This is a genomic window from Streptomyces sp. 142MFCol3.1, from assembly GCF_000424945.1.
Classification (GTDB): domain Bacteria; phylum Actinomycetota; class Actinomycetes; order Streptomycetales; family Streptomycetaceae; genus Streptomyces; species Streptomyces siamensis.
Genome location: NZ_AUKV01000008.1, coordinates 180,373 through 205,163, shown reverse-complemented (window position 1 = coordinate 205,163; position 24,791 = coordinate 180,373). Strand labels below are relative to the sequence as shown.

General features: G+C 70.3%; 30 protein-coding genes and 2 tRNA genes. 11 read left to right on the top strand and 21 right to left on the bottom strand.

From position 1 onward, the window contains the following. From H305_RS50570 to H305_RS0113800, 3 genes are all read right to left on the bottom strand, one after another. Window positions 1-225: an FmdB family zinc ribbon protein gene (locus tag H305_RS50570; RefSeq protein WP_037763776.1), complete on the bottom strand. Its 225-nt coding sequence runs from the start codon at window positions 223-225 to the stop codon at window positions 1-3. Between the two features lie 371 nt (window positions 226-596). Next, on the bottom strand, window positions 597-2,006 hold the full coding sequence (locus H305_RS0113805) for a membrane protein (protein ID WP_028800916.1): 1,410 nt from the start codon (window positions 2,004-2,006) through the stop codon (window positions 597-599). 74 nt (window positions 2,007-2,080) lie between these two features. After that, window positions 2,081-2,857: a DUF4097 family beta strand repeat-containing protein gene (locus H305_RS0113800; RefSeq protein ID WP_028800915.1), complete on the bottom strand. Its 777-nt coding sequence runs from the start codon at window positions 2,855-2,857 to the stop codon at window positions 2,081-2,083. Window positions 2,858-3,074: 217 nt separating this feature from the next. Between H305_RS0113800 and H305_RS0113795 the strand changes: the two genes are divergently transcribed. Beyond that, window positions 3,075-3,149: transfer RNA gene (locus H305_RS0113795), tRNA-Val, on the top strand. Window positions 3,150-3,241: 92 nt separating this feature from the next. On the opposite strand, the gene H305_RS0113790 is transcribed toward H305_RS0113795, so the two are convergent. The 12 genes from H305_RS0113790 to H305_RS0113735 all read right to left on the bottom strand — a co-directional run bounded on the left by H305_RS0113790 (window position 3,242) and on the right by H305_RS0113735 (window position 10,539). Further along, window positions 3,242-4,375 carry a tyrosine-type recombinase/integrase gene (locus tag H305_RS0113790; RefSeq protein ID WP_028800914.1) on the bottom strand — a complete coding sequence of 378 codons (1,134 nt, stop codon included), beginning with the start codon at window positions 4,373-4,375 and terminating at the stop codon, window positions 3,242-3,244. Further along, a complete protein-coding gene (locus H305_RS0113785) occupies window positions 4,375-4,587 on the bottom strand; it encodes a helix-turn-helix domain-containing protein (protein WP_028800913.1) in 213 nt (70 codons plus the stop codon). The genes H305_RS0113790 and H305_RS0113785 overlap by 1 nt, the downstream gene beginning before the upstream one ends. Further along, window positions 4,584-5,963 carry a replication initiator protein RepSA gene (repSA, locus tag H305_RS0113780; RefSeq protein ID WP_028800912.1) on the bottom strand — a complete coding sequence of 460 codons (1,380 nt, stop codon included), beginning with the start codon at window positions 5,961-5,963 and terminating at the stop codon, window positions 4,584-4,586. The genes H305_RS0113785 and repSA overlap by 4 nt, the downstream gene beginning before the upstream one ends. Then, entirely contained in the window at window positions 5,956-6,150 is a 195-nt protein-coding gene (locus tag H305_RS0113775; protein WP_028800911.1) for a hypothetical protein, read from the bottom strand. Before H305_RS0113775 ends, repSA begins: the two co-directional genes overlap by 8 nt. An 88-nt stretch (window positions 6,151-6,238) precedes the next feature. Beyond that, window positions 6,239-6,571 (bottom strand): hypothetical protein, encoded by a 333-nt coding sequence (locus tag H305_RS0113770; protein ID WP_028800910.1) that lies wholly within the window; start codon window positions 6,569-6,571, stop codon window positions 6,239-6,241. Between the two features lie 23 nt (window positions 6,572-6,594). Next, window positions 6,595-6,750: a hypothetical protein gene (locus H305_RS52350; protein WP_107440018.1), complete on the bottom strand. Its 156-nt coding sequence runs from the start codon at window positions 6,748-6,750 to the stop codon at window positions 6,595-6,597. Between the two features lie 9 nt (window positions 6,751-6,759). Continuing rightward, window positions 6,760-6,951 (bottom strand): mobile element transfer protein, encoded by a 192-nt coding sequence (locus H305_RS0113760; protein WP_028800909.1) that lies wholly within the window; start codon window positions 6,949-6,951, stop codon window positions 6,760-6,762. A 20-nt stretch (window positions 6,952-6,971) separates the two neighbouring features. Beyond that, complete coding sequence (locus tag H305_RS0113755; protein ID WP_028800908.1) at window positions 6,972-7,628, bottom strand: DUF2637 domain-containing protein; 657 nt, start codon at window positions 7,626-7,628, stop codon at window positions 6,972-6,974. After that, complete coding sequence (locus tag H305_RS0113750; RefSeq protein ID WP_028800907.1) at window positions 7,628-7,831, bottom strand: hypothetical protein; 204 nt, start codon at window positions 7,829-7,831, stop codon at window positions 7,628-7,630. Before H305_RS0113750 ends, H305_RS0113755 begins: the two co-directional genes overlap by 1 nt. A gap of 77 nt (window positions 7,832-7,908) precedes the next feature. After that, window positions 7,909-9,264: an FtsK/SpoIIIE domain-containing protein gene (locus tag H305_RS0113745; RefSeq protein WP_028800906.1), complete on the bottom strand. Its 1,356-nt coding sequence runs from the start codon at window positions 9,262-9,264 to the stop codon at window positions 7,909-7,911. Between the two features lie 2 nt (window positions 9,265-9,266). After that, window positions 9,267-9,620, bottom strand: a complete 354-nt coding sequence (locus H305_RS0113740) for a hypothetical protein (RefSeq protein WP_028800905.1) — start codon at window positions 9,618-9,620, stop codon at window positions 9,267-9,269. 139 nt (window positions 9,621-9,759) lie between these two features. Continuing rightward, a complete protein-coding gene (locus tag H305_RS0113735) occupies window positions 9,760-10,539 on the bottom strand; it encodes a GntR family transcriptional regulator (protein ID WP_028800904.1) in 780 nt (259 codons plus the stop codon). Window positions 10,540-10,557: 18 nt separating this feature from the next. Between H305_RS0113735 and H305_RS0113730 the strand changes: the two genes are divergently transcribed. Both H305_RS0113730 and H305_RS0113725 read left to right on the top strand, forming a co-directional pair. After that, window positions 10,558-11,025: an NUDIX hydrolase gene (locus H305_RS0113730; protein ID WP_028800903.1), complete on the top strand. Its 468-nt coding sequence runs from the start codon at window positions 10,558-10,560 to the stop codon at window positions 11,023-11,025. A gap of 391 nt (window positions 11,026-11,416) precedes the next feature. Further along, entirely contained in the window at window positions 11,417-12,271 is an 855-nt protein-coding gene (locus H305_RS0113725; protein ID WP_158690525.1) for a hypothetical protein, read from the top strand. Window positions 12,272-12,405: 134 nt separating this feature from the next. On the opposite strand, the gene H305_RS53380 is transcribed toward H305_RS0113725, so the two are convergent. Beyond that, window positions 12,406-13,182, bottom strand: coding sequence for a hypothetical protein (locus H305_RS53380; protein ID WP_158690524.1), 777 nt, complete (start codon window positions 13,180-13,182; stop codon window positions 12,406-12,408). 238 nt (window positions 13,183-13,420) lie between these two features. Here H305_RS53380 and H305_RS53375 point away from each other — a divergent pair. The 5 genes from H305_RS53375 to H305_RS0113705 all read left to right on the top strand — a co-directional run bounded on the left by H305_RS53375 (window position 13,421) and on the right by H305_RS0113705 (window position 17,056). Next, window positions 13,421-13,521 (top strand) — tRNA-Val (locus H305_RS53375). Between the two features lie 56 nt (window positions 13,522-13,577). Beyond that, window positions 13,578-13,982 (top strand): hypothetical protein, encoded by a 405-nt coding sequence (locus H305_RS56020; RefSeq protein ID WP_158690523.1) that lies wholly within the window; start codon window positions 13,578-13,580, stop codon window positions 13,980-13,982. 406 nt (window positions 13,983-14,388) lie between these two features. After that, entirely contained in the window at window positions 14,389-15,090 is a 702-nt protein-coding gene (locus H305_RS49360; protein ID WP_158690522.1) for a ferric reductase-like transmembrane domain-containing protein, read from the top strand. After that, on the top strand, window positions 15,087-16,796 hold the full coding sequence (locus H305_RS45730; RefSeq protein WP_051370565.1) for an FAD-dependent oxidoreductase: 1,710 nt from the start codon (window positions 15,087-15,089) through the stop codon (window positions 16,794-16,796). The genes H305_RS49360 and H305_RS45730 overlap by 4 nt, the downstream gene beginning before the upstream one ends. Further along, window positions 16,793-17,056, top strand: a complete 264-nt coding sequence (locus tag H305_RS0113705) for a hypothetical protein (RefSeq protein WP_158690521.1) — start codon at window positions 16,793-16,795, stop codon at window positions 17,054-17,056. Before H305_RS45730 ends, H305_RS0113705 begins: the two co-directional genes overlap by 4 nt. A 466-nt stretch (window positions 17,057-17,522) precedes the next feature. Here the strand turns inward: H305_RS0113705 and H305_RS0113700 are convergent, their stop codons facing one another. After that, window positions 17,523-17,867, bottom strand: coding sequence for a hypothetical protein (locus tag H305_RS0113700; protein WP_028800900.1), 345 nt, complete (start codon window positions 17,865-17,867; stop codon window positions 17,523-17,525). 204 nt (window positions 17,868-18,071) lie between these two features. On the opposite strand from H305_RS0113700, the gene H305_RS0113695 reads away from it, so the two are divergent. Both H305_RS0113695 and H305_RS0113690 read left to right on the top strand, forming a co-directional pair. Further along, window positions 18,072-18,542: a MarR family winged helix-turn-helix transcriptional regulator gene (locus tag H305_RS0113695; RefSeq protein ID WP_028800899.1), complete on the top strand. Its 471-nt coding sequence runs from the start codon at window positions 18,072-18,074 to the stop codon at window positions 18,540-18,542. A 169-nt stretch (window positions 18,543-18,711) separates the two neighbouring features. After that, a complete protein-coding gene (locus H305_RS0113690; RefSeq protein WP_028800898.1) occupies window positions 18,712-19,299 on the top strand; it encodes a hydrolase in 588 nt (195 codons plus the stop codon). Window positions 19,300-19,415: 116 nt separating this feature from the next. Here H305_RS0113690 and H305_RS0113685 read toward each other — a convergent pair whose 3' ends face one another. Further along, a complete protein-coding gene (locus tag H305_RS0113685; protein WP_028800897.1) occupies window positions 19,416-20,324 on the bottom strand; it encodes a ketopantoate reductase family protein in 909 nt (302 codons plus the stop codon). A gap of 131 nt (window positions 20,325-20,455) precedes the next feature. Beyond that, on the bottom strand, window positions 20,456-21,229 hold the full coding sequence (locus H305_RS0113680) for an MBL fold metallo-hydrolase (protein WP_028800896.1): 774 nt from the start codon (window positions 21,227-21,229) through the stop codon (window positions 20,456-20,458). Between the two features lie 144 nt (window positions 21,230-21,373). Here H305_RS0113680 and H305_RS0113675 point away from each other — a divergent pair, with 144 nt between their 5' ends. Then, window positions 21,374-21,601: a DUF2277 domain-containing protein gene (locus H305_RS0113675; protein WP_028800895.1), complete on the top strand. Its 228-nt coding sequence runs from the start codon at window positions 21,374-21,376 to the stop codon at window positions 21,599-21,601. A 91-nt stretch (window positions 21,602-21,692) separates the two neighbouring features. Here H305_RS0113675 and H305_RS0113670 read toward each other — a convergent pair whose 3' ends face one another. Continuing rightward, on the bottom strand, window positions 21,693-22,316 hold the full coding sequence (locus H305_RS0113670) for a DedA family protein (protein ID WP_028800894.1): 624 nt from the start codon (window positions 22,314-22,316) through the stop codon (window positions 21,693-21,695). A gap of 383 nt (window positions 22,317-22,699) precedes the next feature. Continuing rightward, window positions 22,700-24,751, bottom strand: coding sequence for an FAD/NAD(P)-binding protein (locus H305_RS45725; protein ID WP_078629032.1), 2,052 nt, complete (start codon window positions 24,749-24,751; stop codon window positions 22,700-22,702). Window positions 24,752-24,791: the final 40 nt, after the last annotated feature.

The window sequence follows — 24,791 nt, the reverse complement described above, 5'->3', positions numbered from 1 at the left end:
TCAGCCGCAGCAGCCCCCGCCGCAGCAACCGCCGCCACCGCCGCCACGCGGCGCAGGGGCCGGTGCGGACGACGACCCGCCCGTGGCGACGGCGACCGTCGACAGGAGCTTCACCGTGTCGTCGTGCCCGGCAGGGCAGGCCGCGGGGGCGGAGGACTCCGCCATCGGGCGGCTGAGTTCGAAGGTGTCGCCGCAGGTCCGGCAGCGGTACTCGTAGCGAGGCATGCGCACAGGTTAGCCCGGGACGGGCGGGCGCGCGGAGTCACTGCGCCCGCACCGTCACGGATCGGTACACCTCCTCAGGGCAGCTCCGCGGCAACGCGGCGGCGGCGGCGGGAGGAGCCGGCCCCAGGTACCTCACGGCCTCCGCACGCGGGGAGGGCGCGCCGGCACCCGTGGAGGCACGGCCGCCGGTACCCGTACCCAGGGAGGGACGGGTACGCCCGTACCCGTACCCGCGGAGGGAAGCCGGGCTTCTGCGGAAGGGCTGCCGACACCGGCCAGGGCACCGCCCACACGGCCAAGGGCACCGCCGCCCGCCCCGGGGCATCGCCGACCCCGACCGGGCACGGCGCACCCGGGCGGAACCCCGTCGATCAGGCGCCCGCGCCGCGCTCCTCGCGGATCTGGGAGACCACCCGCGCCACCGTCTGCCGCACGGCCTCCGTCTCCGTCAGGAAGTGCCAGTAGTCGGGGTGGCGGCCCTCCAGCGTGGCGACGGCACGGTCCAGCCGGGCGACCGAGTCGTCGAGCGGGCGGGCGTGCCGCGGATCGGGCGTGCTGCGGCCCGCCATGGCGAGCCGCTGGGCGTCACGGACGGCGAAGCGCGTGCGGTCGATCTCCTGCTGAGGGTCCTTGGCGACCGCGTTCAGCCGCTGCAACCGGTCACCGGCCGCGGACACGGCCTCGTCCGTGTTGTTCAGCAGCGCACGCACCGTGGAGAGCAGCGAGGTGGCGTCCGGCCAGCGCTGCTCGTCCCGCGCGGCCCGCGCCTCCTTCAGCTTGAGCTCCGCCTGCCGCACGCTCTCCGCGGCCTGCTCCGGTACATGCTGGAGGTCCTGCCAGCAAGCGGCCGAGAAGCGGCGCCTCAGCTCGCTCAGCACCGGCTCCACCTGCCCGGACCGCGTGGTCAGCGCCTGCGCGCGGGTCCGCAGCGAGACGAGCCGGTGGTCGATCTCGGCGGCCCGCTCGGGCAGCCGCTCCGCCTCCACGCGCACCGCCCCGGCCTCCCGCGAGACCCGTTCTGCCCGCTCCAGCGTCTCGGGCACGCCATGCCGTCCGGCCCCCTGGTTGAGCTTGGTCAGTTCGGGTCCGAGAGCGGCGAGCCGGGCGGCGAGGTCGTCGGCCCTGAGCCCCGAGCCCCGTACGCCGTCCAGCGCGTTCGACGCGGCGAGCAGGGCCTGCCGGGCCCGCTCGACGGCCGGGGCCAGTCGGGCGAGCTGGGTCTCGGCCTTGCCGAGCAGCGGACCGAGCCCCTGCTCGAAGCGCTCCAGGTCGGACTTGACCCGGCCCAGTTCGTCCTTGGCGGCGGTCAGCTCCGTGCGGGCCCGTACGGCGGTCGAGGCCTCCAGGTCGTCCCGGTCGAGGTCGTGGGCGTCCACGGCGGTGATGTACCGGTGGCTGGCCTCGTCGATCCGTCGGCCCAGCGCCTCGAAGTCGGAGACCGCGCGGCGCGCGGCGGGGGAGTCGTCGACGGCCGTGATGGTCTCGATGGAGATGCGCAGATCACGCTGGGCGGTGTCGAGTTCGTAGAACGCGGCGGCGGCGGCGTCCTTGGCGGCCTGCGCCTCGGCCCGCTGGCTCTCGGCACGTCCGCCGAACCACCGCCGGGTACCGCCGCCCGCGAAGGCGGCGGGCAGCGCGAGAACGGCCAGCAGAGGAAGGGCGATGAGGGTGAGGGTGTCGTGGGCGGGCCGACGACGGGTCCGGGCCGGCGCCGGTGGGCGGTGTGCCGACCGTGTGCATGGCTCGAACGGCGAGTACGGCTGCGCAGGTGTCGCCGTCACATCCCTCTCCCGTGCTGTATCCGCCTTGCCCGGCTGTCATTCTCCCACCGGTTGAAGACGAACACACGGGCCGGTCAGTTCGCGGTTCGCACCGTGATCTTTCCGTCGCCGGTGTGGGCGGTGACGACATGGGAGCTGCTGTCGGCGCGGGGCACGGACACCCGTACCGATCCGTCGCCGCTCCCGGTGTTCACGCGGTACGTCGCCTCGGGCAGCGCGATCGAGACGGAGCCGTCCTGGCTGCGGGACTCCACCAGGTCCGGCACGGCGGCGAGTTCGAGCCGCACCGAGCCGTCCTGGGTGCGGGCCCGCACCTGCCGCGAGCCGACGCCGAGCGCGTGGATCGAGCCGTCGGCACTGCGCAGGTCCAGCGGTCCCGAGGAGTCGGACACCCGGACCGAACCGTCCGACGTACGAATGGTCAGCGGCTCCTCGAAGCCGCGCGCCGTCACCCGCCCGTCGCCGTCGTCGACGGTGACCGCGATGCCGCGCGGCACCACGATCCGGTGCCGGGCCGAGCAGTCGGCGACCACGCCCGAGCACTTCATCCGCAGCACGAGCCGGTCGTCGACCTTCATCGCCCACGTGACCTCGGGGTCGCCGCCGACGACGACGTGCCCCTGGAACCACCGGGTGACCTCGACCCGGCCGGCCTTCGCAGAGTCCGAGACCACGAGGTCGAGCGCGGAGTCGTCCGAGTCGACGGTGAGGGTCCGGCCGTGCAGGTCGAACGCGCGGTGCTCGGGCTCCTTGTCGTCCCCGGCGGACGCGCCACAGGCGGTGGCGGTCGCGAGGAGGGCCGCTACGACCCCGGTGACGGCGGCCACGCGGACGGCGACGGATCGGGCCATGGTGATCTCCCCCTGAGAAGAACGGCGACACGCGCCGGGCCTCTCGGGACGTATCTCCGACGCCCTTCGACCGTACGGACCGGCCCGTCCCGAGGGCATCCGGACGGCTCCCGAATCCGAGGTGGGGATAACCCCCGCCCCCCTTGCGCCCCCGGCGCCGCCCCGATACGGGTTTGCGGGGCACGCCCTCCGGCAATGTAGGCTGTCGACTCGTCCTGGGCGCGTAGCTCAGCGGTAGAGCGCCGCCCTTACAAGGCGGATGTCGGCGGTTCGAAACCGTCCGCGCCCACCAGTTCCAGGACACGAGAAAGGCCCAGGTCAGCGGGTGGGAGTCCGCGAACCTGGGCCTTGGTCATTCTCGGCCGCTGAGAGCCGCCGTGCCACTTACGTGCCAGATGGGCCGCGCGGAGGCCGCTTCACCTTCTTGATCTGACCGTCCACATAGTCGGCGATCTGGTGATCGCGGCCGTTGACGAGGTGCTGATAGACCAGCGCGGCCCGCACCGACGAGTGGCCCATCCGGTGCATCAACTCGCGGGTCGTGGCGCCGCCGGTCGCGGCGAGCGTGTTGCCGGTGTGCCGGAGATCGTGGAAGTGCACGTCACCGAGCCCGGTCGCAGTGAGGGCGCGGAGCCAGATCCGCCGGAAGTTGTTCCGCCGCAGAACACCGCCGCGGGCCCCGACGAAGACGAGCCCGGTCCGGCCGGCCTCCGCGTGCTCGGCCAGGTGCTGCGCCAGCTCGGGCACGAGTGAGGCCGGGAACGCCACGGTGCGGACGCCCGCAGCGCTCTTGGGCGCCTTGACCGTGAGGCCATCCGTCCGGGTCTCCGCGTACGAGCGACGGACGGAGACGGTTCGGGCCTCCAGATCGATGTCCCGGCGCTGGAGCGCGGCCAGCTCACCGAACCGGAGCGCGGCGAACGCGGCCAGGAGCACCAGGGCGCGGCAGTGCGGCGGGACCGCGTTGGCGAGCCGGTACACCTCGGGCACGGAGAGGAACGGCCGCTCGGTGTGGGTGACCGTCCCCGCGCCCTTGACTCGGCACGGGTTGCGCTCGATCAGCCCGTCATCCACGGCCGTATTCATGATGGCCCGGAGGACCTGGTAGGCCTTGGAGACGGTGGCCGAGCCGACCCCCGCGTCGAGGAGGTCCGTACGCCAGCGCCGTACCTGCGGCGTGGTGATGTCCCGGAGGGCGACGGTGCGGAACGTCGGCAGGATGTACCGGTTGAGCACGCCGGCGTTGCGCTCCCGTGTAGTGGCTGCGTAGTCACGATCCTTGAACCATGACTCCGCGAAGTCGCCAAACGCGATCTTGACGTCGGGGTTCTTCCAGTCGCCGTTGAGGATCTTTGCCTCTTGCTTGACCAGCCAACGGTCCGCATCGGTCTGTGTCGCGAAGGTGGCATCAGCGGTACGCATCAGACCGTCCGGCCCTCGATAGCGGGCCTGGAAGCGTCCGGAGGCCAGCTTGCGCACGGAGCCGAAGCGGCGACGGCGCCCCTTGGCATTCGGCATCAGGCCACCGCCTTGAGGTGCGAGGCACGGACCGTGATCGGCTCCACGGTGTGCTCCGCGATGTACGCGTCCACCGCGCTCTCCGGGATCCGGACGTGACGCCCGACCTTCACGAAGGTGATGCGTCGTTCGGCGATCAGCCGACGGGGGAACCGCGCGGAGGTGCCGAGCACTTCGGCCACCTGATCGACGCTGAGATAGCGGTCCTTCATGCTGCGGCTCCTTCCTGGGCGAGTTGGTCGCGTAGGGCTTCGCGGGCTGTTTCGCGGTTGTGCTGGAGGTCGCGGGCGATGGTGGCAGCTAGGGCGGATTCGCCGGGGGTGTGGCCGTGGCCGGCGTACTGCCAGTCGGCCAGGACGAGGACGGTGTCGGGCTCGCGGTCCTCGAGGCCGAGGGCTTGGCGTTCTTGTGCGGCGCGGAAGTCGGCGCGGGCCTGGCGGAGCTCCCCGAGGGTGGTCGAGTAGCGGCGGGACTTGGAGCTGAAGTGGCCGCGGAAGCCGAGCATGTGAGCCCAGGCCCACAGGCGCCGTTCGGGGTAGAGCGGGTCGAGTTGCTTGCAGGCTTCGATGAGGCGGCGGGTGTGGTCGGGAATCTGGTGGCGGTCGAGTTCGGCGAGTTCGCCGATGCGGCGGTCGAGGGTGCCGGTGTTCTCGGCGGCTTTGGTGGCGTACTTGGCGACGTAGGAGGCGACGGCCTGTTCGGTGATGTCGGAGCCGTCACCGAAGGCCTTGACGGGGCGGACGTCGAGCTGGGTGCCCCAGCGGAAGGTGCGGGCGGGCTGGTCCTCGGCGGCCGGGGTGGAGACCGAGGTGTAGGAGTGCGCGGCGGCGGCGTGGATGGCGTCGGTGAGGAGGCCTGCGCTCGCCCAGGACGGGGGCGGGGTGTCGGGTCCGTCCGGTCCGTCGAGGCGGATCACGGCGTGGAAGTGGAGGGCGCCGCGCTTTTGGAACTCGGCGACCTTGCCGTAGGAGAGTCGGGCCGACTCCTTCAGCTCGCGTTGAGTGAGGCCGGCGCGGGCGGCGATCTCGCGGCGGAGGCGGTTTGTGAAGCGCTGCCAGAGTTCGCCCGCGTGGTTGTTGAACAGGACGGCGCCCGCGTAGTCGTAGGTGGCCGGGTCGAGCGCCGTGCCGAGCGCCGGATCCCCGGTGGCGTGGCAGGTGCCGCAGCGGCAGGCCCCTCGGTCGGGCCGGTTGTGGACGGCGCCGAAGGACGGTGCGGTGAGGGTGGCGAAGACCCTGGGGTGATCACGGACGGTGGACGGGATGTCACGGCGGTCATCACCCGCCAGGCCCGCGCGGATCAGGTGGTAGGTGTCGCCCGCGTACGTCCAGGCGCAAGACGGGCAGCGGGAAGCGCGGCGGTTGCCGCACGCGACCCGGAGACGTCCGCCCGGTTCGGATTCGGTCGAGTAGTGGTGCAGGGTCTCGCCGGTGGTCTTGTCCTTGCTGAGGGTCCAGCCGGTGAGGTGGATGGGGTCAGCGCAGCCACCGGTGCGGCGGATCTGCTCGTGCCAGCGGTCGAAGTCGTCGGCCGAGGCCACCCTCAGCAGATCGCCGAGGGTGGTCGGGTCGAGCAGGGTGTCAGGCACGGGCGCCCTCCAGCACGCGGGCCGGGCGGTGGACGGTACGGATGCCGGTGCCGTGGCAGGCCGGGCAGTGCGCGGTGATGGTGCGCAGAAGGCCGTTCTGGTCGCGGTCGCCGCGGGTGATGGCGGCGGAGGCGAAGCCGTCGCAGTTGGGGCAGATCCGGGACGGCGGGCGGGTGCGCTGGTGCATGCTGGGGGTTCCTTCCGATCCTTTGGTTCGGGCAGGGGCACGGCTTCCGGGCGGCGGATGCTTGGCGGTTGAGGCCGCCCGGGGCCGGTCAGCGGTGCTTGTGCTCGGAAGTGATCAGGGAGCGGATCACCAGGGCGCAGATGGCGAGGGATGCGCCGGTGATGGCGACCGCCAGGAGCAGTGAGACCAGGACGGCGCCGACGACCAGGACCACGGCCGTCCCACCCCCGACGAGCGCGAGCACGGAGCCGGGGGTGAGCTGCACGGCCGGCCGCGCCGGTACGGGTGCCGGGGAGACGACCGGGGCGGGCGCGAAGTGCTGCGGACTCTGCTGGACCACAGCGGTCGGCTCGACGGTCGCGGCGGGCGGGGTGAGGTGGCCGGTGGGCTGGGGCATGGTCGGGATCTTGGGGCGGAGCATGGCGGGTCTCCTTTTGCGGGTGGCTACTTGATGGCGGTGTCGATGGCGGGGGCGAGGAGGCTGTCGGCGAGGAGGTAGCCGCCGAGGAGGAGGACGGCGACGAGCCACCAGGGCGGGCGGATGAGCTTGACGCCGAGCCAGCCGACGGTGATCAGGGCGAGCCAGAGCGGGACGTCCACGGCGGGCTCCTATCGGGCGGTGCAGCGGTGGGTGCGGGCGGCGAGCTGGGCGGCACTCTGGCTGGAGTAGTCGGCGGACCAGCCGCAGCGGTCGTTGGTGCATACGGCGGCGTGTTTGGTGTGGCCGTGGCGGTCGCGGTGCGTGCCGATCTGCACGGGGCCGATCCGCATCACGGAGTGGAAGTTGTCGCGGGCAGGCATGACGGGGGTCTCCTTTCGGGTCAGGTGAGTTGGGCGGCGATGGCGTCGGCCAGTTGGGGCGGGACGCCGAGGCGGGCGCGCAGGGTGTCGGTGTCGATGCGGGCGCCGGTGCGGGCGTGGTGGTCGTCGGCGACCTTGCGGGCGTGGTCGACCAGCGCGGCCGGGACCGGCGGAGGTGCCGGGGTAGAGGCAGCGGGCGAAAGCGCCGGGGTGTCCTCGGCCGTGGGGAGCGGACTCGGGTCGGGTGCGGATTGCTGCTCGACTTCCGGTGCCGGAGCTGCGGGTGCCGGCCGAACCGGTTCCCGCTCTTCGGAGGCGTGCGTGTGGGCGAGGAGGGTGCCGCCGAGGAAGGCGAGGGCGGGCCATCCGGCGATCCCGAAGCGCAGCCAGGCCGGGGGGTGGGCGAGGTCGAGGAATCCGGCGGTGGCGACGTTGGCGCCGAGCGAGGCCACCAGGGCGATCAGGAACCAGCACCAGGCCAACCGGGACGGCCCGTCCGAGCGGAGCCGCCGCCAGGCGGCGACCAGGAGCAAGTCCACGGAGATGGGATAGGCCCAGGCCTTCCAGCCGGTCTGCCCGGCAGCGTCGGCCAGCTCGTGCAGGTGGGCGAAGGAGAGGGCTCCGGCGATGACGGCCTGGACAAGGACGGCGTCCACACGGAACGCGGGGCGAGCCATCACAAGCCGCCGGGGTATTCGGGGCCGTCGGTGGGGTCGTAGCCGGGCGGGAACATCCCAGGCGGCGGCTCGGGCAGCGACGCGGCAAGGGACGGGCCGATGGCGTCGATGAATGTCTGGTCGGCGTCCGGGGCGTCGGCGTAGAGGGCGAGGGCGCCGAGCATGAGGACGGTGCGGTGGAAGTCCTCGATGTGCTGGCACATAGGGGCGTTCCTTCCTTCCGGCATGGAGGGGGAGGGACCCGGCGCGAGACGGTCGCGCCACCGGGAAGCGGGAGAGGTCAGGCCGTGGCGGGTGCAGCCTTGGCCAGCGGCTCGGAGGCCGGGGCGAGGGAGCCGAGGACGGGCCGGAAGGCCGCGAGGGCGGGCAAGTCCGGGGCGCGGTCGGCGTAGCGGTTGCAGAGGTTCACGGCCTGGCGCAGCGAGGTGTGCGGGGCGCGGATACGGGCCCAGCCACCGGAGGAGTCGCCGGTGACGGCGATGCCGGGGGTTTCGGTGGGGATCTGGATCGCGGCGAGGACGGCGTCCGGGGAGATGTCGCCGAAGGCCATGTTGGCTGAGGATTCGTCGTTGACGCGGTGAGCGGTGCGGCCGGTGAGCTGGGCCCGGAGCATGGTGATGCCCTTGCCAAGTTCGGAGCCGAAGCGCTGCCCGCAGATCTCCAGGTAGATCCCGGCAGCCCGGCCGAGCTGGGCGAGCCGCACGAGGGCGGTGATGATCCGGTCCCGGCGCTTCTCCTCGTCCTTGGAAGCGAATAGGGCGAGTTCGGCGACCTCGTCCACCAGGACCACGACCGGAGTCGGCCTCAGGCGATCGGGCAGGTCCCAGATGTCAGCGGCGATCTCCGCATCCGGCACGTTCACCGTGATCCGCTGCTCAGCCCGGATGAGCTGGTACACCTCCGCCATGTGGGAAACGAGGGCTTCGAGCAGGTCGAGGGCGGTGTCGGGGTTGTCGGCGAGCGCGGAGAACCGGCGTGCCAGCGGGAAGAGTTCCACGCCCTGCTTGCAGTCGATCCCGACCAGCGCGACATCCATCGGGGCGAGGCCGGCCACTAGGTTGCGCTGGTAGACGGACTTCCCCGACTCGGTCGCACCGAGGGTGAGCCCGTGCGGGATGGCCCGGTAGTCGCGGTAGTGCACCGCACCGTCCTCGCGCAGGGCGACCGGAACCCGCATCGGTGCCGGGTCGGTCTTGGCGGGCATCTGCACCCGCTTGAGGACGTCGTAACCGGTCATCCGCACCTCGACCACACCCGAGCGCCGTTCGCGGGAGGTCACGCCATACATGCCGAAGGAATGGCGTAGCCGGTCGGTGGCGGCGGAGACGTCGAAGGCGTCCTGTCCGGGGCGGAGCTTGAGGCGCAGGACCAGGCCGGTGCGGGTCGGGCGAAGGCGCAGGATGCGCGGGGCCCGGGACTCAGGGACGGGCCGGTTGGCCATCCGGGCGAGAGCCAGGCGCCAGCGCGAGGGCGGGACGGTCAGCCCGCAGGCGTCCATCACGGAGGTGTAGCGGACCAGGACCCGCACCGCGGCGAAGGCGGCGCCGAAGGCGAGCCAGTACCAGGCGGGGCGCCGCCACCGCAGAACCACTGCGGCAGCAACGACCAGCACCAGCAAGACCGTTAACCCGGCCATGATCAGGCCGCCTTCGACGTCGAGCCAGCGGCGGCGAGCGAGGTCACGGCGACCGCGCGGAACGCGATGCCGTGCCGCTTCTGCCCGTTGAACTCGTTCTCCCAAGCCGAGGCGACCAGACCGGTCAGCGCGACCGGGGTACCCATGGCCAGGTCCGCGGAGACGCCCGGCTCCGGAACGGTGAGCTTGAGGATCTCCACCTCGTCCGGCGTGGAGAACATGACCTCCACCGTCATCAGCGTCACGCCGTCCTTGTCGAGGGCGATCTCACCGGTCCGGCGGTCCTTGATCTTCGGCTGCGGGGCCTTGGCGACCATCACGGTCGCGTTCGTGGTGTCGACGGGAATCTGACGCACGGCGATTCACTCCTCTATAGAGGCTGGACTCTTTCACTCATGTATATGAGTGACATGAAGAAGAGTGCATGACTCCTGTACATGAGTCAACCCGCCGCGAAGAAGAACTCGCGACGGGCTGAGGGGAGTTGAGGACGCGTCAGTCGACGGCGGGGATCCGGTACTCGAAAACGAACTGGTCAGCGGCCATGAGCGTGTCGCAGACCTCGACCACGCGCCCCTCGGTCGTACGGGCCTCACGGATCAGGTGGATGACAGGGGCGCCGGGGCTGAGAGCCAGCTCCGAGGACTCCGCCTTGGAGGCCGGCCGCCCTTGCAGGGTCTCGACGAACTCCTCGAACTCGTGCCCGTGGTCTTCGAGTCGGGCATAGATACCGCCACCGCCGGGGTTCTCGGCGAACAGCTCGGGGATGTCCTTCACGACGTCCCACGGGAGGTACGACGTCGCCGTCTCGACGGGCGTGCCGTTACGGAAGTAGAGGCGCCGTCGGGCGAGCACCTGAGTGCCGGCGGGGACGCCCAACCGCTCCGCGGCATCCTCCGGGGCCTCCATCGGGCCGATATAGAGGACGCTCACCTTGGCCGTGGCGCCGGACTGCGCGGACTCGGCGAGATAGGCAGCCTTGCCGCCCTGTCGAAGTGATCGCCGGAAGCGGTCGGAGGACCGATGGCGCACGGGCGGCCGATCCTTCACGATCGATCCCTTGCCGTGTCGTGTCTCGACCAGCCCGCTCGCACGCACCTCGACCATGGCCTTGCGGATCGTGCCGCCTGATACGCCGTAGCGGTCGACCAGCTCTGACTCGCTGGGCACCATGTCGCCGGGCTTGATGACACCGGCCCGGATCTGCTGCACGATCTCGTCGGCGATCTGTACGTAGCGAGGTACGGACCGCTCACCTCCTACTGCTGTTCCCATAGTCCTTCTCTTCCTCCTATGCTCCTGCACATGAGTAACAGTGCCCAGGAAGGCGAGTCAACGCCGCTCCACTCCGTGTCCGTAGCCGGAGTGGTCATCGGTGAGGACGGCCGACTCCTGGCGATCCGCCGCGCGGACAACGGCACTTGGGAACTTCCCGGCGGCGTACTCGAACTCGACGAGACCCCCGAGGCGGGCGTCGCCCGCGAGGTCCTGGAGGAGACGGGCGTCCACGTCGAGGTGGACCAGCTCACCGGGGTCTACAAGAACACCACCCGGGGCATCGTCGCCCTGGTCTTCCGCTGCAAGCCCTCCGGCGGCACCGAGCGCACCTCCAGCGAATCGACCGCGGTCGACTGGCTCACCCCTGAAGAGGTCAGCGAGCGCATGGCCGAGGTCTTCGCGATCCGGCTCCTGGACGCCTTGGACGGCAACGGGCCTCACGTGCGGAGCCATGACGGCAAGAGCCTGATCGCAGCGCGGTAGAACTTTCCCTACTTCATCAAGTGCCCGCGCACGGCGCGGGCGCGCGCCGCCTCTGCGGCGCGGCCTGCCTCCTGTCTGCGCCCCGGCTGGCCGCGCCCGGCGGCGCGCTGGCGAGCTGCGGGCGTGAATGGGGAGACACCCTCTGTGGCTGGGGCGGTCGGCTCCACGGCTTTAGGCAGCCACTTTGGGGCGAGCCTCTAAGATCATGGCCCCAACGTCGTGCTTTAACGGGCAGGTCCACAGACTGCCCGACTCGCCATGAGCTTACGGGGCCATGATCACTCGCCCCAAAGCAGCTCCAGCCCAAAGCCGCTCCACCGACCTACGTAAAAACCTGCACCGACCACTGGGCCGGTCTGCCAGACTGGGCTACTCGCGAGAGGGGGCACACATGGAAAGTGAACACGACGCACTCGACGTGATTCCTGATTTCGCAACCACAGCCGCCTGGGAATTCTATAAACATCATCACGCTCAAATGCTCTACATGACTTCAGCGAACATGGTGTTCAACGAGTTCGACTCCCTAGTGAAGGGGCTAGGAGTAGCCTTCTCGGAAGTCTGTCCCGATGGTCCGGAGAAGCGGTTCCCTCGGTGGTACGAGAAGCGCACTCAGCTCAAGAAAGCCCTTAGTCAAAACCTACCCATGGTCGCCGAATACGGCATGACGCGATGCATCGAGAACTTCCTCTCCTACATCTCCGATGTTCTCACGGAGACTCTGGTAAACAGGCCTGACCTTCTCAAGAGCCAAGAGCAAGTGACCTACGAGGAGGTCCTTGCACACGACTCGATTGAAGCGTTCGCGGCTTGGGCGGCGGAACGGCGTGTCAGCCAGCTATCATTCAAAGGGCTTGAGGATATCGCCGCCTACATCGAAAAGCGCCTAGGGCTGAAGATTCACGACAGCGATAAGCACTGGAAACTGCTGAGGCGTGGCGTCGCAATTCGCAACCTAGCCGTGCATAGACGAGGAATTATCGATGCACGCTTCACACGCATCGTACCCGGCGCCAAGGTAGGTGAACGCTACCGATTCGATTTGCGCGAATACATTGCCGTCGCCAGCAGCGCCATCAGGATTGTGATGGACTTCGACAGCAAAGTGGCCGCGAAGTTCGACCTCGCTCGCATATCGAAAGAGGACTCCGGGGTACTTAAGCGATTCTCTCACGTCGTCCCTAGTCAGCAGCAGGCTGGGCCGTCTCTGGGCCGTGCGGAGACGCTCAACGACGACCAACGCTGACAACCACCGACAGCTAAGTCGCAGGTCGCAGCGTTGATCGATTACGGGGCCGCAGGTCAGGGACCCGGCCCACCACTTCTTCGGCTACTGGCCGCATTCGCTTGACTCGTCCATTGGGGCTCCCTGGACCTTCGTCAAGGTGTTCCGGTCTGCTGTCGTGGTTCCAGCTTGTTTGCCTGACTCCACAGGTCCTCGTATACGGAGGCTACCGCTTTACCTGCGGTTGCACTGAGGGGAACCACGACGCTGTGATTCCTTCCAACCGAATTAAGTGACGTGCCAATGGCGACAACGTTGGAATTGTCGCCTATTGCGAATCGGTCGTGAAGTGTGTCAGCAATCCTAATCTCAGGTCGCTGGTCTTCTCCAATTACAGCCAAGGCGAATTGTAGTTGCGAGAGAGCAGTGTTTCCAGTTTTTCTACTGGCGAGAATTCGTCGAATCTGCGTGTGCTCCACGATCGTTTCAAGCTGGTCGTAACGGAAGTAGGGGTCGACCAGCATCCCTTCACCCAGCTCGCCGAGGACTCCGATGACCTTCACGTATGCGTGTGGGTCTGATGGGTCAAGTAGGACCTCTGTAGCCTCTTCGGAGCCGCTGTCGACCGTGGGTGAAGACAGCTCATCAAGGACCGCTTTCCCGAGTCCGGTCAGCCTCAGACGGTCACCCTCGGACGAAACCCACTCGAGTCGCGTGAGATATTGAAGCCATGACTCGTTGGGGACACGCTCGCCACCCCATTTTGCGGTCAGAGCAGCGAAGTTTTGGAGTGGGCCACTAACTACCCTCGTTTTGCGCGAGGGTGCTTTCGCATAGGCTTCGAACTCAGGAACGGTGATTCTGTGTCCGCGCCGAGTGACTGCATTCACATAGAAGAGCAGTCTGTGGGCTTCCTCGGAGGTGATCTGCATCTCGGCATTATGCAGTCTTGCTGGGCGCCATGTCCTCAGGATTTTTCTGATTCCCTCCCGGACTCAGGCATGACGTGCTGCTGCGAGGCGGGCTAGGCGTAGATGAGAGGTGGGAAGTCGAGCAGATGCTCGGCCATGCAAGTGAGCCTGGGACGGTGAGCGTGCCACAACCGTGCCACATCGTGCGGTCAACCACGGTCAATGGCGGCTTGCCACAGTCGAGATGCGCCGTTCGCCTGGGCACTGGCTACAGCCGGAACGACCTGGGGAACTCCTCGTCCGGCCACGTCCGCCCTTACAAGGCGGATGTCGGCGGTTCGAAACCGTCCGCGCCCACCAGTTCCAGGACACGAGAAAGGCCCAGGTCCGCGGGTGGGAGTCCGCGAGCCTGGGCTTTGATCATTCTCGGCCGCTCGGAGCTGCCGCGCCGCGTACGTGCCGGATGGGCCGCGCGAGGGCCGCTTCACCTTCTTGATCTGACCGTCCACGTAGTCGGCGATCTGGTGATCGCGGCCGTTGACGAGGTGCTGATGGACCAGTGCGGCCCGCACCGACGAGTGACCCGTCCGGTGCATCAGCTCACGGGTCGTGGCGCCGCCGGTCGCGGCGGGGGTGTTCCCGGTGTGCCGGAGATCGTGGAAGTGGACGTCACGAAGCCGCAGGGGCACATCCGATTCCACCCGGACAGGCGACCGGTGTCGCACCGAATGCGGAGTGATGTCGCTGAGAAACCAATACACATGGAGCAACAGTTGCGTTCCACCATGAGGTATTGCGTCGCGGAAAAAATACGCTACTGACCGGCGAGTAATAAGGAGTGAGAGGACTGTCGCAAGGGTGGGCAATTTGGGCGAAGAGATCGGTCGACGCCCTGGAGTCGACCCACCGTGCCGAACTGAGAGGGAATTCATAGGCAACCCTCATGAGGTGACATCTCCCCCTCCCCGAAAGGTACTTCCTGTGACATTCTCCCCGAAATCGTTTCACTGGATGACCCTCCTCGGCCTGTGAGGGTCATGTAGCCTCTGTGGCCAAGCTGTGTCCCTCTGGGAGAAAATCCTGGAGGGCGGCATGGCCCCGGGGGCGTTGGTGTCATTCCGGCGTGAATGCATTTTCTAGATCACGCATTTCGCCGGGCACGTCAATACTTGGAGCTCGTCACATGCTCGCCAAAAGGTGCCGGCCAGACGCGGACCTGCCGCCCGCGTGCTTGCCAGAGGACTGGCGGTCGGGCTCATGACGGTCGGCGTCTTCGCGCTCCTGGGCTCCGAAGTCTCCGTGGCGACGCAACCCATACCCGGGTCGCCACTGGACGCCTACAACCACCACATTCCATACGACCTGGGCGTGCACCAGATCGCGCGACTGGCCGCACTCATCGCCTATGTGCTGATGGTCTCCACGGTGGTCCTGGGGGTGATCCTTCGGTTGCGGTTCATGCAGCGCGCCGTCAACCGGGCCACCTTCTACGGAGCCCACATGACGCTGGCACTATCGGCGATGATCTTCGGGGGTATCCACGGCCTGACCTTCCTCTACCAGCCGATCTGGCAGATCGACTGGCTGAAGCTGACCGTACCGTTCGTCGGAGGCGTCCAGCGCGTGCCGGTGAGCCTGGGCATCCTGGGGACGGAGCTGGCCATCGCCGTGGCCTGCTCGGTCTGGCTGCAACACCGCCTGGGCTACCACCGCTGGCTCAGGGTGCACCAACTCGCCTACGCCTCCTTCGCTCTGATCTGGCTGCACGTCTTCCTGATACATCCAGAACCACGTCATCTGAACCTGGTTGCCGTCGGCGTCGCCGCAGGCGCCGGCACGGTGCTCGTGGCTTTCCTGATCCGCCTCTTCCCCTCCGCTTCCAGGCTGCGTCAGCGTGCCTTCCCGAGTGAGGCCGGAGGGGCTCGGTGACGCATCCCCATCCCGGCCCCCCGCAGCTCCCCACCCGGCCCACGGTCCCGAACGACAGCCGTGAGGTCGTGCCCTCGACAACGCGTCAGGCGCAGCACGTCGCGCCGCCGGCCCAGCAACGCGCGGTCGTGCACCGGTCCTCAGCGATTGCCGCCGACTCGTTCAGCCTGCCGCGCCCGGCGCTCGTCCCGGAGGACGAACCCGTCCGGATCAGCGTGGACAACAACCGGTGCCACATCTACGGCATCTGTCAGCAGGAGGCGCCTGAGGTCTTCCGGATCTCCGAGGGCGGCTCGCTGCACTACACCCGCGGCGTCCCCGCCGAGTTCGCGGCCAAGGCGCGGCAGGCCGTGCGTTGCTGCCCCATGCAGGCCGTCGCGATCGAGGGCGGACGGAACCCCGACTCCCGGTCCTCCGGAGGCCGGCGCGGTTCGAGTCCTGTGCGCAGTGGGGCAGGGGCCCGGGCAAGCAGTAGGCGCATCGTCGTTGCCGGGGCCGGGCTGGCCGGACTGAGCGCGGCGACCCGGCTCAGGGAGCGCGGCTTCGACGGGGAACTCGTCATCGTGGGGGAAGAGGCGCACCGCCCCTACAGCCGCCCACCTCTTTCCAAGCAGTACCTGTCCGGTGAACTGAGCGAAGAGCAGCTCATGTTCAGGGCTGACGAGGCGCTGGACGCCCACTGGCTGCTGGACACCCGGCTGGTCGGCCTCGACCTCTACGGATCGGCCGTGGAACTGCCGGGTGGCGAGCGACTGCCCTTTGAGGGGCTGGTCGTGGCCACAGGGGTGGACGCCAAGCGACTTCCCGAGGCTCCGCTCTTCAGCGATCGGGTGCGCACCATTCGCACGCTGCGGGACGCGGCCGTGGTACGGCAGGCGATGGATGCCGCGCGGGCCCGTCATGTGGTGATCCTCGGCGGTGGATTCGTCGGATGCGAACTGGCGTGCACGGCCCGGGACAGCGGCCTTGACGTCACCCTCGTCGTGCATAGCGCCCCCTTGTTGCGCCGGGTATTGGGCGAGCGTCTCGGTGCCGTGGTCGGCGACATCCAGCGCAGGGCGGGCGTCGACGTGCGGCTCGGCACGAAGGTCGTCGACTGGCAGGACCACGGTGACGTGCTCAGGCTGCGGCTGGACGACGACGAGGTCATCGACTGCGACTTCGTCGTCCTCGGCTTGGGCAGTGAACCGCGCACCGAATGGCTGCGCGGTAGCGGCCTGGACGTCTCCGACGGCGTGCTCTGCGCTCCTACCTCTCACGCGATCGACGCGTGGGGCCGTCCCACTCCGCACATCGTCGCCGCCGGTGACGTGGCTCGCTGGCCCAACCTTCGCTTCGATCCTCAGCCGCGGCGCGTCGAGCACCTGATTCACGCGGTGGAGATGGGTCAGCAGGCAGCCGACGCGCTGTTGCGCGGGCCCGAACGTGCCGCACGCTTCGCCCCGGTTCCGCGCTTCTGGTCCGAGCAGCACGGCACCCGGATACAAGCCGTGGGCATCCCGGCTCTCGGCACCGAGGTCGAGATCACCGAGGGATCCCTCCGCTCCGAGCGCTTCGTCGCCCGCTACACCCGGGACACCCCCCACGGTCCCCAGATCGTGGGCGCCGTCGCCTTCGACATGCCGCTGGAACTCCTCGACTACCGCGACCAGATAGGCCGAACCCGTCCGCGCTCGCGGACCACGAACAGAAAGAGGCGACGATGAGCCGGGGTAGACGCACCCGTGGCCGCCGCGCCGGACGTCCGGTGTCCGGCGGGCTGCTGGCCTGGCTGCTCAGCCTGCCCGCCCGCCTGCACCTGCGCTGGCTGGTGATCCTCGTCGTGACGGTGGCGGTGATGGGCGCCTACGCAAGGGTGCTGGTCACCGCGTCGCCCATGCCGCCGGGCAAGGCTCCGGCCGCCGGGGCCCAGCAGGAGCACAGCAGCGCGACCCCGCACGTCGGGCATGCGTCGCGCCCCAGGTAGTGCTCCGGCAAGGGCCCGCCGCCTCGGCGCCTGGGTCTCCCCCTGAGAAGGCCACGTGCCGAATGCGTTCTCCCGCGCCGTTCGGATGACGCGCACGCGCCGCCCGGCGGTCGTGCCGCTCGGCCGGGGCATCCCTCTGCCGAGCCTGGCCGCCCTGGCCGTCCACCCCGGAGGATCACACCGGGGCAGGGTCGTCGGGCACACCCCACCGGAGGCAGGAGACGATGGATGCTTGAGCGAGCAGACGGCGGCGATCAAGGGTCGTGGCATCTACAACTCCACCGGGTAGTGGCATCTACATCTCCACCGGCACGGTGACGCTGACGAGCTCCCCGGTGCGCGACAACCCCCGGACAACTGCGGCGGCCCCGATCCCGTCCCCGGCTGCACCGGCTGACCTCCGCGGGGGTGAAGCCGCAGCCGATCCCCACGCCCCGGCGTCGGCGCGCGCTTCGGGTCCCGGTGGTCACGCCGGGCCCGGTCCCGGCGCCTCGTGGGCGTGCTTGAGCCTCATGCGGGCTTCGACCGTCTCGGGAGGGGCGACCTCCGACCAGAACCGGTGGCCGGACACGAACACGGCGAGCTCGCGCTCCCGTTGCCGGAGCTTTTCCACCTCGGCCTGTTCGTCGGAGGTCCAGCCGGGGGAGGCGGGGCGTTCCACCTTGCGCCAGCCGCCCGTGTCGCTGAAGCCGTCCAGCGGTTCCACGGACCAGGGGAGTCGTTTCAGCAGGGCCAGCAGTTCGGCCCGGACCTGATGCAGCTCCTCCTGACCGGCGAGGAGGTCACTCGGAAAGTCATAGGTCGCAGCCACGCCGCAATGCTACGCCTGTTCGATTTTGGGATGCGAGTTCATTGGGGGACTTCACGCGAACGGGTGTCCGGACGGCTTCCCGTTGCCGGCGAGGGTGTTGTTTGAGCAGGTCAGCCCCTTGGTGATGGATCGGTGAGGTGGTGGTCAGGTAAAACTGTCCAGTCTGAACTGGACAGCATGAACTGAAGAAATTATCGTTTCGGCATGGCCCAGAACCCCGACGCCCGGGGCGGGAGTGCCGACGGAATCTCCGAGTCGGCCACCCGCGCCGCCGGTGATCTGCGCGTGGCGTTCAGCCGGCTGCGGCGACGGATACGTGAGGTCGCCGAGACGTACGACCTCACGCCCTCGCAGTTCTCCGCGCTCACCCTGCTCAGCAAGAGCGGGGCCGCGACGGCCAGCGGGCTCGCCGCCGCCGAGGGCGTCCGGCCGCAGTCCATCGCCGCCACCCTCGCCGTGCTCGACGAGCGCGGACTGATCGCGCGGAACCCGGACCCCGGGGACGGCAGGCGGCAGGTGATCACCCTCACCGACGCCGGACGCGACCGCGTCGAGGGCACCCGGCAGGCGCGCGAGGAATGGCTGGCCCGGGCCTTCCAGGACCACTGCACCGAGGCCGAGCGAGAGACCGTCATCGAGGCGATGGCCCTGCTGGACCGGCTCACCCGGCCGTGACGGCCACGCTCCGCAAAGAGCAGCGCCTCCCCGCGACCCGGCGCCGGCCGCCCGCCGACGACCCCCTTCTCCGTGCTCGCCCGCAGCGCGCTGCTGCTGGTGGCGATCCTCCTCGACCGGTCCCTCCGCACCACCACCCCCCCACCCCCGTTCCAGGAAAGGCCCGACCATGGCCGTCACCACGCTCGACCCTCGCACCGCGCTCGTCGTCATCGACCTCCAGCGCGGCATCGTCGGCGCCCCGAACCTCACCCCCAACAGCCCCGCCGACGTCGTGGCCCGGTCCGTCGAACTCGCCGACGCCTTCCGCGAGCAGGGACTGCCCGTCGTCCTCGTGCGCGTGACGGCGGCCGCCGACGGTTCGGACGCCGCGCCCGGCCGCGTCGACGGCGGCAGCACGTCCCGCAGCCGGCCGGAGGGCTGGGACGTCGTCGTCGACGAACTCTCCGGCCACCCGGGGGACATCGTCGTGACCAAGCGGAACTGGGGCGCCTTCCACGGCACCGACCTCGACCTCCAGCTCCGCCGCCGCGGCGTCACCCAGATCGTGCTGACCGGCATCGCCACCAGCATCGGTGTGGAGTCCACCGCCCGCGCCGCCCACGAGCACGGCTACCACGTCACCCTGGCCACCGACGCCATGGCCGACATGGACGCCGACAGCCACCGCAACAGCGTCGAGCGCATCTTTCCCCGGCTCGGCGAGACGGGCTCCACCGCCGAGATCGTCGAGATGCTGGCCAAGACGCGGGCCTGACCCGTGACCCGGCGCTCCTGCCGAGGGCTCCGCGCCCGGCAGCGCCACAGCTGCCTCGCGCGCACGGCGTCCGCCCACCGTGACGCGCCGCGGCCGGTCCTGTGCCGGGGTGCGGATCAGGAGCCGTCCGGGCCCGCCAACTGCCGTACCAGGCCGCTCGCCACCGGCACCGCTACCCCGAACCGGTCGGCGGCGCGCAGCAACGCCCCGCCGATCGCGTCCAGTTCCAGCTTGCGGCCCGCCTCCGCGTCGCGCTGCATGGAGGACTTGGTGCCGGGCGGGAAGGCGTCGTAGCGGGCGAGGGCGGCGGCCGCGTCGACGGGCGCCCCGCTCGCGCGGCTCACCGCCGCGACCTCCTCGGTCAGGGCCACCAACTCCGTGCGGTGCCGGGTGCGTACGTCACCGAGCGGCACTCCGTACCGGGTGGTCAGCAGGGCGAAGGGGGCGAGGAACGACATCTTCGCCCACAGCACCGCCGCCTCGTCCTCCTGGACCCGGACGCGCACGCCGGCCCGCTCCAGCGCTCCGGCGATCGCGTCGACCCGCTCGCGGGGAGCCGTGTCGCCGGTGAGGTCGACCTCGGCGAACGGGCTGCCGTGCTCGATCACCCCGGGCGAGACGCGGGTCGACTCGACGCGGATCACCGCGGGCGCCACCTGCTCGGAGCGGTAGAGCTTCCGCAGGGCCGCCGGGTGCTCGACACCGTTCAGGAACGGCACGACGAGACCCGCGTCCCCCAGGGCCTTCGCCGGGACGCGTTCGAGGGCGGCGTCGAGTGCCGTGGCCTTGACGGCGACGAAGCACGCGTCGACGGGCTCGCGCAGTACGGTGTCCGCCTCCACGCGCGCCGTGAAGTCCCCGAAGTGGTTGCTGCGGACCTCGATGCCGTCCGTGCCCAGCACCCGCGCGGTCTCCTCGCCGGCCAGACAGATCACCCGGTGGCCGGTGCGGGAGAGGACGGCGGCGAGCAGGCCGCCGACCCCGCCCGGGCCCAGTACCGCCACCGTCAGCCGGTCATTCGCCATGGTTCCTCGATCCTTCGGCCGTGGCCCCCGGACGAGAGCCCCGGCGATGATCACAAGCCCCGGACATCCGAGTCAATCCTCGGAGAGGCTCGCCCAAGTGCAAGGTTGTGCTCGGGTGTTGCCGTCGGTGTCTACGACAGGCGTACGGAGGCGCCGGGCTCCAGGAGGTGCAGCCGGTCCGTGAGACCGGTCTCCGCGAAGGCCTTGGTGAGCGTGGCACCGTCCTGCGTGAAGTGGCCCCAGTGCTCGAAGTGCAGCGGTACGACATGGCGGGCGCCCAGGATGTCGGCGGCCCGCGCCGCGTCCCGGCTCGTCAGTGTCAGCGGGGCGTCGGGCACCAGCGGAGTACGGGCGGCGCCTGCGAACAGCACGGCCACGTCGAAGGGGCCCTCGCGTCCGGCGATCGCGCGGACCACGTCCAGGGACGCGTTGTCACCGCTGACGTACACCTTGGGCAGACCGTCCCCGGACAGCACGAAGCCGGTCACCTCGCCCACGACGGGCTCCGAGCCGGCGGGGCCGTGCTGCGCGGGCACGGCGGTCACCCGCAGGGTGCCGCCGCCGGGGCGCGGCAGTTCGACGTGCTCCCAGGAGGGCAGGGCCCGCACGGGTGCGCCGATACGGTCGTACGCCGATGCCGTCGACAGGGTCACGTGGGCGCTTCGGAGGTAGGCGCGCCCGGACGCGTCGAGGTTGTCGGGGTGCTGGTCGTGCGAGAGCAGGACGGCGTCGACCGGGCCGATCTCGGCGGCCGGGAGCGCGGGCCCCGCCGTCTTCACCAGCTTCCGCGAGCCGATGGGGTACTCGCCGGGGGCGTCGAAGGTCGGGTCGGTCAGCAGCCGCACGCCGCCGATCTCGACGACCGAGGTCGGGCCGCCGACGTACAGGATCTCCACTGTGGTCATGCCCAGCACAAGGGGGCGTGGAGCGGCGCTATTCCCGGACTCCGAAGTACGGCCGCGGCTCGCGCGCGGCGTCTCGTACGTGGTGCGGCACGGCGTTCCGTGCCCGGGTTCCCGGGACGGGGGCGTACGCGCGAGACTGGGCGCATGTGCCGCAGCATCAAGACGCTCCGTCCGCCCGTGCTCCCCGAAGAGGCGACCGAGGAGGAGATCCGCGCCGCCGCCCTTCAGTACGTCCGCAAGGTGTCCGGCTTCCGCGCCCCCGCCGCCCACAATCGCGAGGTCTTCGACCGGGCGGTCGAGGCCGTCGCGGCGGCCACCGCCGAACTGCTCGACGGACTGGAGGTGCGCGGGGCGGCGCAGCGCGCCGGATAGCCTCCGCCCCGCCAGCGCCAGCGCCAGGGCCGCGGGCCTCCGCGAGAACACGGCGGCTCGCGTATGCCGGGGCCGGGGCGTCGGCCCGGTGTCAGGCGCGGGTGCCGGTCCCCTCGACCACCGGACGCCGCATGAGGTACGCCGCGCCCGCGCCCGCGACGAGCAGCGCCGCGAAGGAGACCCCCGTGGCCAGCCAGGTCGCACCCAGCCACTGGCCGCCGAAGTAGCCGAGGGCCACGCTGTATCCGGCCCAGCTCAGGCCCGCGAGGACGGACCAGGGCAGGAACTCGCGCACCTTGCGGTGGGCCGCGCCCGCGCCGAGCGAGACGACCGAGCGGCCGGCCGGGGCGAAGCGGGCGATGACGACCAGAACTCCGCCACCGCGCGAGAGGGCCACGCCGAGACGTTCCTGCGCCCTGGTCAGGCGGCGGGACCGGGCGATCGCCCGGTCCAGGCGCTCGCCGCCGCGCCAGGCCAGCCGGTACGCGACCAGATCACCCAGCACGGAGGCGGTGGCCGCGCACAGGGTGAGCACCAGCATGTCGGGCACGGCGTGCGGGACGGCGCCGGTGGCGGAGCCCGCCGCGGCCGTGGCGGCCGTGATGACGAGAACGCCGCTCGGCAGTATCGGCAGGAACACGTCGAGCAGGACGGACATGGCGACGGCCACGTAGATCCATGGGCTGCCTGTCAGCGGCCCCATGCTTTCCAGCACTGCAACACTCCCCTGAAATCCCCCGTAGGCACGACCACGCCGCGACGTCGCGGGGAGCGGCAGGGCGGCCTGTGACAGCCATACAGCGTACGCCGCGGGTGTGACGGGAGATCCACGGGGGGCTCATGTGTCAGTCACATCACGTTCACGCCGCGTCACCCGAGCCGGGGCGACGGCGCCCGGTCCCCGTACCGCTCGTACGGGACCGGGCGTCGTCGTGCGCGCGGTGCGAGGGTCAGGCCGCGACGGGCTCCGAGGCCCGCTTCTCCTCGGCGGCGGGTGAGGTGCGGCCGGTGAGGAGGCGGTCGAGGCCGACTGGACCGGCGTGTGGGGGCACCGGATCGTGGGGGACGGAACCGAGCGAGTCATCACGTCGGGCCGGCCTAATCAATGCTTGCAAGTTCTACATTCGGCCATGCCTGGGTTTCCGCTTCCGGTTCCGTTTCCCGTTCCGTCCCGGCCGACGCCGCGCGCAGCACGGCCCGCGCCAACGCGTCGGCGTCCGACAGCGTGACCGAGTCCACGCCGGGGCGGGCCCCGGCCGCGGTCACCCAGTGCACGCCCTCCGTGGGCACCCCGAACGCGAACCTCCGCGGGTGCGACCGTCCTTGACGGTCGATCAGGAAATAGGGGCGCGGTGTGACGTCCAGTCCGCCGGTCTCGTAGCCGTCGACGGTGTGCGGGCGGCACTGCCCCGTCCTCAACAGCCGGCCGAGGAGCTCGTCGGCGGTCCTGCGCACATCCGGTTCCGGCAGCCGCGCCTCCACGAGCGTCGTGGCGCGTACGGCGGACCCCGGGACGTCGGGGGAGTGCGCGACCCACGCGCCGTCCTCGGCCCGCACCTCCAGCCGGGGGCCCAGGACGGTGAGCACGCCCGCCTCGATCAGCGCGGACATCTCCTCGATGCGCCGCCGGGGCGGGCCGATGGAGAGGAAGGCGTTGAGCGGTGTGTACCAGCGGTCCAGGTGCGTCCGTCGCGAGTCGCCGGACAGGCCGCGGTGGTCCACGATCTGCCGGAGTTCGTTGCGCAGGTCACGCAGCACGTCGAGGGCGGCCTTCAGGGGTCCTTCGACATTGCCGAGCGCGGCCTGCTCGGCGTCCTGGCGCAGATGGCCGAGCAGCCAGTCACGCCAGGCGCCGGGGCCGGCGAAGGCCCGTCCGGCGTACGGGCGTGAGAGCCGGTCCCAGGACCAGCGTTCGGCGGGCGCGATGCCGAACTCGTCGAGCAGACGCGCCTCCTGGGGGGCGCGGTGCGGTACGCCGAGGAAGCGGTCCCTGAAGTCGCCGGGAAGACGGTCGGCGGGCACGGGACCGCCGATTCTGCTCAACAGCCCCTCGTAGTAGACCGTTTCCACCTCCTTGGCGACCAACGGCCATATCTCGCTCAGGAAGTCGGGCGCGTCACCGGAGTCGGCGCGCTTGCGGAAGCCCGATATCACCTCGTCGCTGAGGACGTACGGCGTGTGACGGCCGTACGGGCCCTTGGCGTTGTCGCCGCGCGCCTGGTACGGGACACCGCGCCGGGAGCCGGCATACAGCCGCGGCTCCTTCCCCGAGGGCCGGTAGCACAGGCCCGCGTCCGTGCGCGTGAAACGGCCGCCGCGGCCCGCGGTCAGCAGCGCCATGTGGTCGAAGAAGTTGAGGCCGAGTCCGCGCAGCAGGACCGGTTCGCCGGGAGCGAGGCAGGACAGGTCGATGTCGGCCGGGTTGGCGGGCGGGACGTGGCGCAGCCCGTGCCGCCCCGCGTACGCGGTCAGGCGCCGCTCCGCGGGATCCGCGAGGGCCGGGAGATGGCCCTGGGCGAGGACGACGGCGGCCAGGTCGGACAGGGTGCGGCCGGTGGACAGGAGGAGGTCCTGCCGGCCGTCGGGAGCGTCGTCGAGCCGGGTCGCCCGCGCCGCGTGCACCTCCACCCGCACCGCGGGCGGTGCTCCGCGCACCACCTCGCCGAAGACCCATTCCAGGTAGCGGCCGTAGCGGGCGCGGGTCGGATAGTCGTCGGGCCCCAGCTCGCCCCGCGCCCACGCGTGGAGGCTGGGTCCCGGACGGATCGGTCCCGAGCAGTCCACGCTCTCGTCGGTGAACAGGGTCACCTGTGAGGCCACGGTGTTCATCAGGAGGTGCGGCGACTGCGCGGTGCGCCAGACGCGGCCGGGTCCCGGTGGGTCCGGATCGACGACGTGGACGGTCAGCGGGGTCCCGGGCGGGAGGAGTTCCGGCGCGGACGCGCACAGCCGTTCCAGGACACTCGTGCCGCGAGGGCCGGCTCCGACGAGGGCGACGGAGACACCGGCGGTTGCGGCCGGTGGCCGGGGGTCTCCCTGGCCTGACGCAGCCGGGAACTCGGGTGGGGGTCCCCCCTGTTCGGGCGCAGCCGAGAATTCGGGTGGGGGTGCTGCAGACAACGGTGTGACTCCCGGGCGTGTGGGGCGCATGGCAGCAGACCGCCCGCTGGAAGCGGACGGTCCGCCTCAT

Coding starts and splice junctions, on each gene's coding strand:
- H305_RS50570 (WP_037763776.1), bottom strand. CDS start 225: ATGCCTCGCTACGAGTACCGCTGCCGGACCTGCGGCGACACCTTCGAA.
- H305_RS0113800 (WP_028800915.1), bottom strand. CDS start 2,857: ATGGCCCGATCCGTCGCCGTCCGCGTGGCCGCCGTCACCGGGGTCGTA.
- H305_RS0113790 (WP_028800914.1), bottom strand. CDS start 4,375: ATGCCGAATGCCAAGGGGCGCCGTCGCCGCTTCGGCTCCGTGCGCAAG.
- H305_RS0113785 (WP_028800913.1), bottom strand. CDS start 4,587: ATGAAGGACCGCTATCTCAGCGTCGATCAGGTGGCCGAAGTGCTCGGC.
- H305_RS0113775 (WP_028800911.1), bottom strand. CDS start 6,150: ATGCACCAGCGCACCCGCCCGCCGTCCCGGATCTGCCCCAACTGCGAC.
- H305_RS0113770 (WP_028800910.1), bottom strand. CDS start 6,571: ATGCTCCGCCCCAAGATCCCGACCATGCCCCAGCCCACCGGCCACCTC.
- H305_RS0113760 (WP_028800909.1), bottom strand. CDS start 6,951: ATGCCTGCCCGCGACAACTTCCACTCCGTGATGCGGATCGGCCCCGTG.
- H305_RS0113755 (WP_028800908.1), bottom strand. CDS start 7,628: ATGGCTCGCCCCGCGTTCCGTGTGGACGCCGTCCTTGTCCAGGCCGTC.
- H305_RS0113750 (WP_028800907.1), bottom strand. CDS start 7,831: ATGTGCCAGCACATCGAGGACTTCCACCGCACCGTCCTCATGCTCGGC.
- H305_RS0113745 (WP_028800906.1), bottom strand. CDS start 9,264: ATGGCCGGGTTAACGGTCTTGCTGGTGCTGGTCGTTGCTGCCGCAGTG.
- H305_RS0113735 (WP_028800904.1), bottom strand. CDS start 10,539: ATGGGAACAGCAGTAGGAGGTGAGCGGTCCGTACCTCGCTACGTACAG.
- H305_RS0113730 (WP_028800903.1), top strand. CDS start 10,558: ATGCTCCTGCACATGAGTAACAGTGCCCAGGAAGGCGAGTCAACGCCG.
- H305_RS0113725 (WP_158690525.1), top strand. CDS start 11,417: ATGGAAAGTGAACACGACGCACTCGACGTGATTCCTGATTTCGCAACC.
- H305_RS53380 (WP_158690524.1), bottom strand. CDS start 13,182: ATGCAGATCACCTCCGAGGAAGCCCACAGACTGCTCTTCTATGTGAAT.
- H305_RS0113705 (WP_158690521.1), top strand. CDS start 16,793: ATGAGCCGGGGTAGACGCACCCGTGGCCGCCGCGCCGGACGTCCGGTG.
- H305_RS0113695 (WP_028800899.1), top strand. CDS start 18,072: ATGGCCCAGAACCCCGACGCCCGGGGCGGGAGTGCCGACGGAATCTCC.
- H305_RS0113690 (WP_028800898.1), top strand. CDS start 18,712: ATGGCCGTCACCACGCTCGACCCTCGCACCGCGCTCGTCGTCATCGAC.
- H305_RS0113685 (WP_028800897.1), bottom strand. CDS start 20,324: ATGGCGAATGACCGGCTGACGGTGGCGGTACTGGGCCCGGGCGGGGTC.
- H305_RS0113680 (WP_028800896.1), bottom strand. CDS start 21,229: ATGACCACAGTGGAGATCCTGTACGTCGGCGGCCCGACCTCGGTCGTC.
- H305_RS0113675 (WP_028800895.1), top strand. CDS start 21,374: ATGTGCCGCAGCATCAAGACGCTCCGTCCGCCCGTGCTCCCCGAAGAG.
- H305_RS45725 (WP_078629032.1), bottom strand. CDS start 24,751: ATGCGCCCCACACGCCCGGGAGTCACACCGTTGTCTGCAGCACCCCCA.